Here is a 12483-nt window from a genome sequence, read left to right as displayed (position 1 = left end):
GAATGAATTAACTATTCATCAACTTATATGAAAAGTTTTGGATTGGATGCCCCTTTATTGTTTTGCTTTTGTGCTGGCTTAATGGAAGAATCGGAGACATCCTTCTTTTTTTGCACTGGCTTTTTCTTTTTCTTATCGGTTTTCTTACCTGATTGGACCGTTTCTTCTTTTGTTGTTTCTTCATCCGCATCAGGTAAATCCTTCAACCCTCTATACAACTTCCACATAGAAGGCAAATTGCGGACAAGCGGCCCATATTGCTGAATCATCGGCCCGAATTGCTGTGCTGTGTTCAAAACCTTTTGCGTGTTCGTCAGAAAGCCGTTAAGTGATGATGGATTACTGAGTGTTTTCAAGATACCGCCGCCGGTACCTGCTCCACGGGCTGCTGTATTTCCTCCACTAAATAATCCGGCTGCGCCAGTCTGCTGGCTATTTCCTCTTCCCAATATCTTTGAAAGCAGTCCGCCACCCTGTCGTGAGCGACCAGGCCTGGCCCGCATCCCCGGCATCTGCCCCGGAGGCATCATGGGTCCTGGACCATATGGATTCTGATACATCGGGCCCTGGCCCATGCGGGGGCCCCCCATCATTCGAGGGCCCTGAAAACGATTTTGCATCCCTCGTGGATTCATACGGGGTCCTTGTAGCATCTTGACCCCTCCTTTCCCAATATTTCATCTCTTATTAGAGTATGCATAAAGTCAGGATTGGTTTAAAGAATAAGGATATTGGTGAAACAGGTTTGTTTTTTCTCAAGGAAAGGTTAAGATAGTACTGATTGGAGATTTTGGGCAATCTTTAATATAATTACAGGATGAACCTGAAAGGACAGCTTACGGAACAGGCTGTTCTCCCGTTCACAAAGGCGGGACAGGGTGAAAGAGAAGGAGATTTTCAATGAGTGAAACAAAATTTAATCGTTATGAATTGAAACCGTTCATTATAGATGCTATCAATAAATTAGGCTTTTACGAGCCTACCGAGATTCAGGAACGCCTGATCCCGACTGTGCTGAAGGGCGATAGTGCAATCGGACAATCGCAGACAGGCACTGGAAAGACGCATGCTTACGTACTGCCAATCATGGACAAGCTGGTTCCTTCCCGTAATGAAGTTCAGGCAATCATCACAGCGCCGACACGTGAACTTGCAAACCAGATTTACCAAGAAGTTCTTAAAATTGCCGAGCACGCTCCCGAGGGAGAGCAGATTAACGCACGCTGCTATATTGGCGGAACCGACAAGCAAAGGACAATTGAAAAGCTTAAGACACAGCCTCATATCGTTATAGGCACTCCAGGCAGGATTAACGACCTTGTCCAGGAAAACGCCTTGTTTGTGCATACAGCCAACATTCTTGTTGTTGATGAGGCTGACTTGATGCTTGATATGGGTTTTATTGAGGACATCGATCAGTTTGCATCACGCATGCCAGAAAAACTTCAGATGCTTGTATTTTCGGCAACCATTCCTGAAAAACTCAAACCTTTTTTGAAAAAGTACATGGAAAATCCTAAGTATGTTCAAATCGACCCTAAGCAAGCAACAGCTGAGAAGATTGAGCACATTCTCCTTCCGGCAAGGCACCGGGATAAGATTGGCCTTGTGCATTCAGCTCTGCTTGCATTCAACCCATATTTAGGAATTGTATTTGCGAATACAAAGAAAAAAGCGGACGAAATCGCGGACGGCCTGATTCAAAAGGGCATGAAGGTTGGGCGCATCCATGGTGACCTGAGCCCGCGAGAGCGTAAACGGGTTATGAAGCAGATTAAAGACCTTGAGTTCCAGTATCTTGTTGCGACTGACCTGGCCGCAAGGGGCATAGACATCCAAGGCATCAGCCATGTCATCAACTACGAACTGCCTACGGACCTGGATTTTTATATACACAGGGTAGGCAGGACTGCACGTGCAGGATCATCAGGAGTGGCATTGACCATTTATGAGCAGAGTGATGAAGATGCATTGATTCGTCTTGAAAAAATGGGCATCACTTTTAACAATATTGATCTGAAAAAAGGCGAATTTACTGAAATCGAGGAGCGGAACCGACGTCAGAATAGGAAGAAAAAAGAAACTTCTGGCGAAGCGAAGGCAAAGTCACTCGTTGCCAAGCCTAAAAAGGTAAAGCCTGGATATAAAAAGAAAATGAAATATGAAATGGATAAAATCAAGAAACGGGAAAACCGTATACAAAAGAGAAATAAATAATGTTGCTTCAAAAATTTTAAGCTTTTTTCGCAAAACAGCTAAATTTAGGCGTTTAGGGAGAGATCTGGATGTTAATTGGTTCACATGTTTCAATGAGCGGAAAAAAGATGCTGCTTGCAGCCAGTGAAGAAGCCGTCTCTTATGGAGCAAATACTTTTATGATCTATACGGGGGCACCTCAAAACACAAGAAGAAAGAAAATTGAGGACCTGAACATCGAAGCAGGCCGATTGCATATGGAGCAGAATGGAATCAATGAAATCGTTGTCCATGCCCCCTACATCATCAATATCGGGAACACGCAAAATCCTGATACCTTTGATTTAGGTGTTAGATTTTTGCGTAGTGAAATTGACCGGACAGAAGCGATTGGTGCGAAGCAAATCGTGCTGCATCCAGGAGCGCATGTTGGTGCAGGGCCGGAAAAAGGCATTGAAAAAATCATCGAAGGACTGAATGAAGTACTCAGTGCAGAGGACAAGGTTCAAATAGCCCTTGAAACGATGGCAGGAAAAGGGTCTGAATGCGGGAAGTCTTTTGAAGAGCTGGCGATGATCATCGACGGTGTTAAATACAATGACAAGCTTTCAGTCTGCTTTGATACATGCCATACACATGACGCGGGTTATCCGATCGTTGAGGATTTTGATGGAGTGCTGAACGAATTCGATAAAATCATCGGACTTGAGAGGCTAAAAGTTCTGCACATTAACGATAGCAAAAATGAATTTGGGACAAGGAAAGACCGTCATGAAAATATCGGATTTGGACATATCGGGTTTGAGGCAATAAACTATATCGTCCACCATCCACAACTGATGAATGTTCCCAAAATACTTGAAACTCCCTTTGTAGGTCCGGATAAAAATAGTAAAAAGGCTCCTTACAAACATGAGATTGCCATGCTGAAAAGCAAACAATTCGATGAAAGTTTGCTTGAATTGATCATGAATGACTAACTAATTGCTGCGGACCAGGTCTGCAGCATATTTTTTTAGCAGGAATATAGGGTTGAGTGTTTATCAGTGGAATCACGGGCAGAAAAGAGTGTTAAGAAGGAAAGTTTACGTCATAGAGTTGATGATGGACACAAATGATAAAGAACAAAGAAAAGTGTCCGTCATAGTGACAATGACGGACACTTCTCTTATTGAGTAAATTTGACAAAAAGCTTATTCACTTCTCTTGCCGTTTCAGGGTTGGTGATTCTGGCAATTTGCTTGATAAGAGCTGTTCTTTCAGAGTCATTAAAAATGTTAACCTTTTTACCGCGTAAGTATCCGGCGATTTTTTCTGCCTGGGTCTTTGTAATGGAAATATTGAATTGAGAGGCGTATTTCAGCAGTTCCTCAGCCGTAATATTGCCTATTTTATGGTTAATGATATTTTCAAATATAGCCAAAGATCATCACTCCTTCATAGTAGGGTATGTGCCCAGTTCTTAAAACGTGACAATTTTCTGGGAAGGGAAGTTCTTTTGTTTACTTTATGGGCAGTAAGAGATATACTACTTAAAGTAAATCGGAATGATTCTTATTTTGCAGGTGATAAAAGTGGATATGAATAATTGCATCGTCCAGGTGCAGGATCTTTATTACCGATATGATAAAGAGAATGTACTTGAAAACATAAACCTGTCTATTGGCAAAGGAAGCTTTTTGGCGATAGTCGGTCCAAATGGCTCCGGCAAGTCTACATTGCTGAAGCTGATGCTTGGGCTCATTAAACCGCAAACAGGCACCATCCGTTTGTTCGGACAGGATATAAATAAGTTTAAGGAGCAGCATAAAATTGGGTTTGTATCGCAAAAGGCCAATTCCTTCAACACAGGCTTTCCTGCTACCGTTTTTGAGGTGGTTGCAAGCGGATTGACAAAAAAACTCGGGCTCTTCAATTTTCTTAAAAAAGCCGATCATGTAAAAATTAAGCGAGCTATCGAATCTGTCGGCATGGAAAAATTCCTGGACAGAAATATAGGGGAGCTTTCCGGCGGCCAGCAACAGAGGGTATTCATCGCCAGGGCGCTGGTGAGCGAGCCTGAACTTCTGATCCTGGATGAACCTACAGTAGGTGTGGATACTCAGAATGTGAACTCTTTTTATGAGATGCTAGAAAAGCTTAATAAGGAGAAAGAGATCACCCTGCTGCTGGTAACTCACGATATTGGGACAATTTCCGATAAGGTGACAAATGTAGCTTGTTTGAATAAAAATATGCATTTTCACGGAAGTGCAGAGGAATTCGAGCAATTAAAAATTAATGATGTGTCAGAAATATATGGGCATGATGTGCATGTATTGACCCATGATCACCACCATCACGCGGGAGGTCATCATCATGATTAGCGGACTGATGCAGTACGAGTTCTTACAGAATGCTTTTTTGACCGGGATGATTATTGGCGTCATCGCTCCCCTTCTCGGTGTTTTCATCGTAGTCAGAAGGCTGTCGCTTATAGCCGATGCCCTTAGCCATGTCACTTTGGCCGGGATTGCAGCAAGCCTTCTGCTTGAAAAAAAATTCATGGTGTTCAGCGGTCTCAACCCGCTTTATATGGGAATGGCTTTTTCTGTTGGCGGATCCCTGTTCATTGAAAAGCTCCGCACAGTATATAAGCACTATCAAGAGCTGGCAATTCCGATTATCCTATCTGGGGGAATCGGTCTCGGCGTGATTTTTATTTCTCTTGCTGATGGTTTCAATACAGATTTGTTCAGTTATTTATTTGGAAGTGTAAGCGCGGTGAGCAGGGCTGATCTATGGACGATATTGATCATCAGTATACTTGTTATAGCACTTGTCATTTTACTGTATAAAGAGCTTTTCCTTTTATCATTTGATGAAGAATATGCAAGGGCAACAGGAATTGCTGCAAAATCATTGCATTTTATTTTCATTATCATGGTGGCACTAGTCATTGCGGCATCAATGAGAATCGTTGGTATCCTGTTGGTTTCCTCATTGATGACATTGCCAGTGGCAGCAAGCATCAGGTTCGCTAAAGGTTTTAAGCAGACGATCCTCTTTTCAATCTTGTTCGGTGAGATTTCAGTGTTGGGCGGATTGTTCTTGTCGTACTACCTGGACCTTGCTCCCGGCGGAACAATTGTCATGATCTCTGTACTTATACTTGTATTGTCCATTTGGCTAAAAAAACGCACGTCAACAAGATCTGTTTAGAGGTGATACCATGAATGTGAATGAAGCAATGAACCTGCTTAAGGAGCAGGGGTTTAAACATACCGGAAAGCGGGAGGATATGCTCCAGCTGTTTTCAGACCATGATAAATATTTGACTGCCCGTGATGTTCTCGAACAGATGAAGGGAAATTACCCTGGGCTTTCTTTTGATACGATTTATCGTAATTTAAGTGTATTTGTGGACTTGGGCATTCTGGAGATGACTGAGCTGTCAGGGGAAAAACATTTCCGTTTTACCTGCTCGCATAAGGAACATCATCACCACTTTATATGCCTGGACTGTGGAAAGACAAAAGAGATTGAAACCTGTCCGATGAGAAATATCGAATCAAGCTTTAAGGGTTATGATATTTCCGGCCATAAATTTGAAATATACGGAAGATGCCCGGACTGTATTCAATAGATACATGCACATATACAATAAAAAACGGCCATTAATATGGCCGTTTAACTATTTTCTGCCCAGTTTTTTACCCAATCATTCGCTTCCTGCCAGTTGTTTACACGAATAACACCATTAGGAATAGCTTCCTGATTATAAGGAGTGTTAAAAAGGATGACCGGAATCTTTAGCTCTTCGTGTAAATTGACAGCATTATCGTGTTTATCCTCGAAGAAAATATCCACATCATATTTACGCGCTGCTTCGATTTTATCATGTGATCCAATCAAATGAATGTCATGGTACTTAAGTTCATTTGCAGAAAACCACTTTTCAGTAATTTCCAACAAATGTGTGCCCCTTGCACTGATGAAATATAATTCATGCTCGTTTTCCCAGCGCTTTAAAATTTCTTTAGCTCCAGCCGCTAAAGGGGATTTTGAATATATGACCGGTTCCATTTTTTTGAACCAGCTTGCGAATTCCTTTTCACTGACTGATACTAACGGCATAAAATCATATTGCTTTATATCATCCAGGGTTATATTCAAATCGAATGCTTCGTTTAAATACGGTACAAATGTAGTAGGACAGGTGACTGTTCCATCAATATCTATGCCAAAACGTTTTTTCATCCCTCTGCTCCTTAAACATTAATCTCCCTTAATCTTACCAAATGTTTAAACTGCAAAAAAGGTTAACTTTAAGATGTCAGAAATTCGTGGACCTGATTATGTGTAGTGTGCTCAACATGGATGGAACATTCAAGGGTGCTTTAGTGCGGGACGGCACCCTTATGTGGGTGATAATGAAAGCATAAGGTTGCATTTAGTGAGGAACGGCGCCCTTATGTAGCCGATAAAGACAGTATAAGGGTCCATTTAGTGCCGAACGGAGGTCTTATGGAGCCGGTAAAGGCAGCATAAGGGTGCATTTAGTGCCGAACGGAGGTCTTATGTGGCTGATAAAGGCAGCATAAGGGTCCATTTAGTGCCGAACGGAGGTCTTATGTGGCTGATAAAGACAGTATAAGGGTTTAGTGCTGAACGGCGGTCTTATGTAGCTGATAAGTACAGTATAACCATTTAGTGCCGAACGGAGGTTTTATGTGGCTGATAAAGGCAGCATAAGGGTCCATTTAGTGCCGAACGGAGGTCTTATGTGGCCCATAAAGACAGTATAAGGGTCCATTAAATGCCGTACGGAGGTCTTATATGGCCGATAAAGACAGTATAAGGGTCCATTTAGTGCCGAACGGAGGTCTTATGTGGCCCATAAAGACAGTATAAGGGTCCATTTAGTGCCGAACGGCGGTCTTATGTAGCTGATAAAGACAGTATAAGGGTCCATTTAGTGCCTAACGGAGGTCTTATGTAGCCGATAAAGACAGTATAAGGGTCCATTTAGTGCCGAACGGGGGTCTTATGTGGCTGATAAAGACAGTATAAGGGTCCATTTAGTGCCGAACGGAGGTCTTATGGAGCTGATAAATGAAGCATAAGGGTGCATTTAGAAAGGAACGGGGCCCTTATATAGCTAAAAAAGGAAGCTAAGGGTGTCTTTAGTGTAGAAAGACGCCCCTATGTTGTATGAGGTCAAGCTACGAAATAATTTTTGTGAAAACAATATCTCTTAGTAAAACATTGCCATGATGAAAACCATTTTACTCGTAAACAATAATAAATGCTCCACTTAAGAAAGCGAGGGATTAAAGTGGCAGACCAAGAACGAAAACAGATTGGTACCGAATATATTACTGAACCCAAGCAGGATGTCATTACACTCAGGGATGCACGTGATGAAATATACCAGGAGGAAACTGCAACGGAATTGTATTCTCCGGGCCGAGATGATTATCAAGAAAAGACAGCAATTGCAGAGCCTAACCGGGATGAGCACTACCAGGAAATGACGGCTATTTCAGGTCCTGGTCGTGAAGATGACTATCAGGGCATGACAGTAATTGCCGAACCTGTGCGTAATGAACATTACCAGGAAGAAACAGCAGCCGAAATTGCTGCTCCAGCAACTCCTGCGGTAAGAAGAAGGTCAGAAGAAGAAAGTACAACTGGAGGACGGGGGCTTGCGTATTCAGCTCTTGCCCTATCGATCTTGTCGCTGTTTATTTTACCTGTTCTTTTCGGAGCTGCCGGAATTGTCCTTGGCTTTATGGCCCGCCGCCGAGGTTCCTCAATAGGGACCTGGGCGATTGGGATCGGGATCATCTCTATTCTGGTTGGCATCTTTATTCTTCCGTTCTTTTGACGGATAATGCCAAAAAAAATGCCCGGGATTCCCGGGCATTTTTTTGTGCTTATTTTTGGAGAGCTGCTTCCTGCAGCTTTTCCTCAGCTATTTTATCGATTTCCTTCTTTAATTCCTCTACCATTGTTGCTTCCGGTACTTTTCGGACGATTTCTCCTTTACGGAAAAGAAGTCCTTCTCCTCTTGCGCCTGCAATGCCGATGTCAGCTTCTCTCGCTTCGCCAGGACCGTTAACGGCACAGCCGAGCACGGCTACTTTGATCGGTGCCTTGATTTTAGAGATGTATTCCTCCACCTCATTGGCAATGCTGATCAAGTCGATTTCGATACGTCCGCAAGTCGGGCAAGAAATCAATGTTGCCGCATTTGCAGCCAGGCCGAATGCTTTTAGAAGTTCTCTTGCTACCTTTACTTCTTCCACGGGGTCAGCACTCAATGATACCCTCACGGTGTTGCCTATTCCTTTGCTAAGGATTGCACCCAGTCCAGCAGCACTTTTTACCGTACCTGCAAATAAAGTCCCTGATTCAGTGATTCCAAGGTGAAGCGGATAATCAAAAGCTTTTGCAGCCTTTTCATATGCTTCAATCGCAAGGTTTACATCAGATGCCTTCATTGAGACGATAATATTATGGAAATCTAAATCTTCCAGGATTTTGATATGGTGCAATGCACTTTCTACCATGCCATCCGCAGTAGGATAACCGTATTTTTCGAGAATACGTCTCTCCAGCGATCCGGCATTTACACCGATTCTGATAGGGATACCTTTCTCTTTAGCGGCTTTTACAACCGCCTCTACCTTTTCGCGTTTGCCGATATTCCCTGGGTTGATCCGGATTTTATCGGCTCCCCCTTCGATTGCCTTAAGCGCAAGACGATAATCAAAGTGGATATCAACTACCAATGGTATATTGATTCTTTTCTTTATTTCAGAAATAGCATTGGCTGCTCTTTCATCCGGGCACGCTACACGGACGATCTGGCAGCCTGCTTCTTCCAGGCGTTTGATTTCAGCAACAGTCGCTTCGACGTCATGCGTCTTAGTAGTTGTCATACTTTGAATGACAACTTCATTGTTGCCGCCAATAGTTAAATTCCCAACCTTGATCGGACGGGTTTTGGTACGATGTATGATTTCACTCAACAGTGATTCGCTCCTTTGAAAAATGGAATTCATGAAAAAGTTCCTAAAGATGCACAACCCCATTTTATCAATCTTTTGTTCAAATTGACAAGGAAAGACTTTATTTGTTAGCCTTTGTTAATTTTGACTGCTATAATCGGGGAATTTATAGGTATTGCCAAATTTAATTTTTTGAGGGTCTGTTCCGTCATTCAATTTTTTAAAATCGTCTACCGCTTGTGAAACAGGAACATTCAGCGGGCTGTCTGATATGCTGTCAAGAACGGAAAGGACGGTGTCGCCGGGCTTTACCTCATGCTCGAAATAAGGGATTTCCGGCTGCCTTTGTCTGTCTGCTTTCTTAATGTTTTCTTTCTGTTCTGATTCTTTTATATCTGGATTTTGTGAATTCATTGCGGGAAGCGTTCCTATGCTTAAATCATTATATATCGCATAGGTTAAAACTATGAAAACAATGAATCCTGCCAATTTCTTCATAGAACCTTCCTCCTAAAACACCTATATCATTATTTATGCAGCAGAAGTAGAGTTCAGAACTAATTGATAGAAAAAATAACTCTTTTATTGACCTTGCATTTAGAAGAAAAGGAAGAGAGCAAAAAAAATACGCCAGGGGCGCATTTGTTAAATTTCTTCTCTTTTCTGAACTGCGATTTCTTTAATTGCCATTAGCAGCATCATGGATGCGACAAACCAGTTAACCGCAAAATTGTAGGGCACTGCAGTTTTAAGGAATGCCATCAGAGTGAAGAACAAAGTAGGGAGAGTGGTGCTGTATGCGGCCATTCTCCATAAATGTCTGTACTGTATATTCCTCTGGGCCAGGTTTTTCAAGAGCAAACCAAAAAGGGCGAGCAGCGAGACTTCTATAAACTTCAAACCGGCAGAAAAAACAAAGATGGCAATAAACAATATTCCGAGAAGGACAGGGAGGGCAGAATCAGCCGTTTTAATGAGTGACAGTGCGTCATCCCTGGATATTTTCTCCGTTGTGAAAAGGGAGTAGGGGATAGCATTTGTTTGTCCGCCAGCTGTAAGAACAATTTCATGCTCCAGCATTCCAAAAGTGGTGTCCATGTTTGTCATATCACTTTCCTCAACTGCACCAGTAGAGTCAAAAATAATAGTGAAATTGTCTTTTTTCAAGGTAACCGGTGCCTTAATATCCGATTTCAAGACACCTTCTTCGATTGAAAAGTTGGGAATGTCCGTCTCTACGGCTTGTTTTGCCGAGTCTATCGCCTGAGAAATACTAGTGAACATATAGAATATGGATGGCAAAATAGAGATTAGTGTTAATAAAAAAACAAACAAAATGGTTTTGCCGATACCTTGGAAACGGGTTAATGCTATATCCTTCGGAGAATACAGGCTTTTGGCCAATTGCGTAAAAAGGTTCATCAATACACGTCCTTTAATAGATTCCGTGTCTATTTTATCTTTTCTGTGAGGACAATAACAAGCGATTCCACCCTCTTCTTAACATTACTGTAATAAAACGCCCCAATGTTAAGGTATTGTAAATTTGGACGCTTTCTTATTTACTTATCCTTAATAATCCTCTCATAATAGTTCGTGTTTGTTGATATTAGTCGTATTAAAACTAGGGGTTGAAAAAATGGAATTGAATCTGCAAAATATGCTGTTTGAATTCTTTGGGGGTCTTGGAATTTTCTTATTCAGCATAAAATTCATGAGTGATGGTCTGCAGAAATCAGCTGGGGACAGGCTGAGAGATGTTTTGAACCGTTTAACGAGAAACCCGGTAATAGGTGTTCTCGCTGGCCTTATTGTAACAGTTTTGATCCAGAGCAGTTCAGCAACGACTGTTATCACAGTCGGACTGGTAAGTGCTGGCTTCATGACTCTGCGCCAGGCAATTGGGGTCATCATGGGTGCCAACATAGGAACTACGATTACTGCCTTTATCATCGGTATCAATGTTGGTGAAATTCCTTGCCAATTATTGCAGTTGGTTCTATCCTTTTATTTTTCTTTAAGAATAAAAAGATCCATAATGCAGGACAAATTGTTTTCGGTTTCGGTGGCTTATTCTATGGGCTGGAGTTGATGAGTGGAGGAATGAAGCCGCTAAGTACTCTTGAATCGTTTCATGAATTGACGGTTGAGCTCAGTTCAAATCCATTTCTTGGTGTAGTCATTGGTGCTGTTTTCACCGTAATTGTCCAGAGTTCAAGTGCGACCATTGGAATTCTGCAAGGCCTGCACGCTGAGAGCCTGATCAACCTAAATGGAGCCCTTCCGGTATTATTTGGAGATAATATAGGGACAACCATTACAGCTGTCCTGGCTGCCATCGGTACTTCTGTTGCAGCTAAAAGAGCGGCGGCCACACATGTATTATTCAACTTGATTGGTACAATCCTGTTTTTAATAGTTTTAGAGCCTTTTACTATGCTTATAGAACTCATCAGGGATAATCTTTCGTTAAACCCTGAGATGACGATCGCCTTTGCCCACGGGATTTTCAACTCAACCAATACATTGATACAGCTGCCATTTGTAGCCGTATTGGCGTTAATTGTAACAAAGTTGATTCCCGGGGAAGATTCGATAATAGATTACAAGGCCCAGCACCTTGATCCAGTTTTTATTGAGCAGTCACCGACAATCGCTCTTGGCCAGGCGAAAGAAGAAGTTCTTCGCATGGGTAAGTTTGCATTAAAGGGACTTGAAGAAACAAATGAATTTTTGAAAACAAAAAATACAAAGCATTCCGCCAATGCTATGCAATTGGAAGATGCAATTAATAATCTCGATCGTAAAATTACAGATTATCTAATAAACCTGGCAACCAGCTCTTTGTCGGAACATGATTCAGAAGAACACACCATGCTGATGGACACTGTTCGCGATATTGAGAGAATCGGGGACCATTTTGAAAATATTATTGAACTGATTGAGTACCAGCAATCTAATAAAGTGAGAATGACGGATACTGCAATGGATGACCTTGAAATAATGTTTAACCTGACAGTGAGCACAGTTGATGAAGCACTTCAGGCGTTAGATCAGAAAAACTTAGAAACAGCCAGAGCAGTTGTAACAAAAGAAGACGAAATTGACAGCATGGAACGCAAACTTAGAAAGCAGCATATTCTTCGAATGAATGAAGGTCAGTGTTCTGGACAGGCTGGCATCGTGTTTGTCGATATCATCAGCAACCTGGAGCGCATCGGCGACCATGCAGTAAATATCGCAGAGTACGTTTTGGGAGAACATAAATAGTGGTAAAATAAGCAAGGGGAAA

At 42.1% G+C, this 12483-nt stretch carries 13 protein-coding genes and 1 pseudogene; 8 read left to right on the top strand and 6 right to left on the bottom strand.

Annotated elements, in window-relative coordinates; genetic code table 11:
• Nucleotides 1-23 precede the first annotated feature (23 nt).
• The gene (locus B5X77_RS20560; RefSeq protein WP_257391866.1) at nucleotides 24-575 is read right to left on the bottom strand and encodes a YqfQ family protein; all 552 of its coding nucleotides are present in this window, start codon (nucleotides 573-575) and stop codon (nucleotides 24-26) included.
• Nucleotides 576-900: 325 nt separating this feature from the next.
• Here B5X77_RS20560 and B5X77_RS20555 point away from each other — a divergent pair, with 325 nt between their 5' ends.
• Both B5X77_RS20555 and B5X77_RS20550 read left to right on the top strand, forming a co-directional pair.
• Nucleotides 901-2217: a DEAD/DEAH box helicase gene (locus B5X77_RS20555; RefSeq protein ID WP_079509774.1), complete on the top strand. Its 1317-nt coding sequence runs from the start codon at nucleotides 901-903 to the stop codon at nucleotides 2215-2217.
• Between the two features lie 68 nt (nucleotides 2218-2285).
• Nucleotides 2286-3176 carry a deoxyribonuclease IV gene (locus B5X77_RS20550; RefSeq protein ID WP_079509773.1) on the top strand — a complete coding sequence of 297 codons (891 nt, stop codon included), beginning with the start codon at nucleotides 2286-2288 and terminating at the stop codon, nucleotides 3174-3176.
• Between the two features lie 188 nt (nucleotides 3177-3364).
• Here the strand turns inward: B5X77_RS20550 and B5X77_RS20545 are convergent, their stop codons facing one another.
• On the bottom strand, nucleotides 3365-3619 hold the full coding sequence (locus B5X77_RS20545; RefSeq protein ID WP_079509772.1) for a DUF2624 domain-containing protein: 255 nt from the start codon (nucleotides 3617-3619) through the stop codon (nucleotides 3365-3367).
• A 157-nt stretch (nucleotides 3620-3776) separates the two neighbouring features.
• Between B5X77_RS20545 and B5X77_RS20540 the strand changes: the two genes are divergently transcribed.
• The 3 genes from B5X77_RS20540 to B5X77_RS20530 are packed head-to-tail and all read left to right on the top strand — an operon-like array spanning nucleotide 3777 to nucleotide 5821.
• Entirely contained in the window at nucleotides 3777-4562 is a 786-nt protein-coding gene (locus B5X77_RS20540) for a metal ABC transporter ATP-binding protein (RefSeq protein ID WP_079510329.1), read from the top strand.
• On the top strand, nucleotides 4555-5397 hold the full coding sequence (locus B5X77_RS20535) for a metal ABC transporter permease (protein WP_079509771.1): 843 nt from the start codon (nucleotides 4555-4557) through the stop codon (nucleotides 5395-5397). The genes B5X77_RS20540 and B5X77_RS20535 overlap by 8 nt, the downstream gene beginning before the upstream one ends.
• Nucleotides 5398-5407: 10 nt before the next feature.
• Nucleotides 5408-5821: a Fur family transcriptional regulator gene (locus tag B5X77_RS20530; RefSeq protein WP_079509770.1), complete on the top strand. Its 414-nt coding sequence runs from the start codon at nucleotides 5408-5410 to the stop codon at nucleotides 5819-5821.
• A gap of 44 nt (nucleotides 5822-5865) precedes the next feature.
• Here B5X77_RS20530 and B5X77_RS20525 read toward each other — a convergent pair whose 3' ends face one another.
• On the bottom strand, nucleotides 5866-6435 hold the full coding sequence (locus tag B5X77_RS20525) for a 5' nucleotidase, NT5C type (RefSeq protein WP_079509769.1): 570 nt from the start codon (nucleotides 6433-6435) through the stop codon (nucleotides 5866-5868).
• A gap of 1078 nt (nucleotides 6436-7513) precedes the next feature.
• Between B5X77_RS20525 and B5X77_RS24060 the strand changes: the two genes are divergently transcribed.
• The gene (locus tag B5X77_RS24060) at nucleotides 7514-8065 is read left to right on the top strand and encodes a DUF308 domain-containing protein (RefSeq protein ID WP_176167387.1); all 552 of its coding nucleotides are present in this window, start codon (nucleotides 7514-7516) and stop codon (nucleotides 8063-8065) included.
• 49 nt (nucleotides 8066-8114) lie between these two features.
• On the opposite strand, the gene ispG is transcribed toward B5X77_RS24060, so the two are convergent.
• The 3 genes from ispG to B5X77_RS20505 all read right to left on the bottom strand — a co-directional run bounded on the left by ispG (nucleotide 8115) and on the right by B5X77_RS20505 (nucleotide 10613).
• Entirely contained in the window at nucleotides 8115-9203 is a 1089-nt protein-coding gene (gene ispG / locus B5X77_RS20515) for a flavodoxin-dependent (E)-4-hydroxy-3-methylbut-2-enyl-diphosphate synthase (protein ID WP_180319867.1), read from the bottom strand.
• A gap of 126 nt (nucleotides 9204-9329) precedes the next feature.
• Nucleotides 9330-9689, bottom strand: a complete 360-nt coding sequence (locus B5X77_RS20510) for a LysM peptidoglycan-binding domain-containing protein (RefSeq protein ID WP_079509767.1) — start codon at nucleotides 9687-9689, stop codon at nucleotides 9330-9332.
• A gap of 147 nt (nucleotides 9690-9836) precedes the next feature.
• The gene (locus tag B5X77_RS20505) at nucleotides 9837-10613 is read right to left on the bottom strand and encodes a DUF1189 domain-containing protein (RefSeq protein ID WP_079509766.1); all 777 of its coding nucleotides are present in this window, start codon (nucleotides 10611-10613) and stop codon (nucleotides 9837-9839) included.
• A gap of 217 nt (nucleotides 10614-10830) precedes the next feature.
• Between B5X77_RS20505 and B5X77_RS24055 the strand changes: the two are divergent.
• Together B5X77_RS24055 and B5X77_RS24050 are read left to right on the top strand one after the other, a co-directional pair.
• A pseudogene (locus tag B5X77_RS24055) lies at nucleotides 10831-11690 on the top strand (Na/Pi cotransporter family protein); the annotation flags it as partial.
• Nucleotides 11673-12461, top strand: coding sequence for a Na/Pi cotransporter family protein (locus B5X77_RS24050; protein WP_373887828.1), 789 nt, complete (start codon nucleotides 11673-11675; stop codon nucleotides 12459-12461). The pseudogene B5X77_RS24055 and the gene B5X77_RS24050, both read left to right, overlap by 18 nt.
• Nucleotides 12462-12483 lie beyond the last annotated feature (22 nt).

The organism is Mesobacillus jeotgali (genome assembly GCF_900166585.1).
GTDB classification, from domain to species: Bacteria; Bacillota; Bacilli; order Bacillales; family Cytobacillaceae; genus Mesobacillus; species Mesobacillus jeotgali_A.
This window is presented reverse-complemented; position numbering and strand designations above follow the sequence as displayed.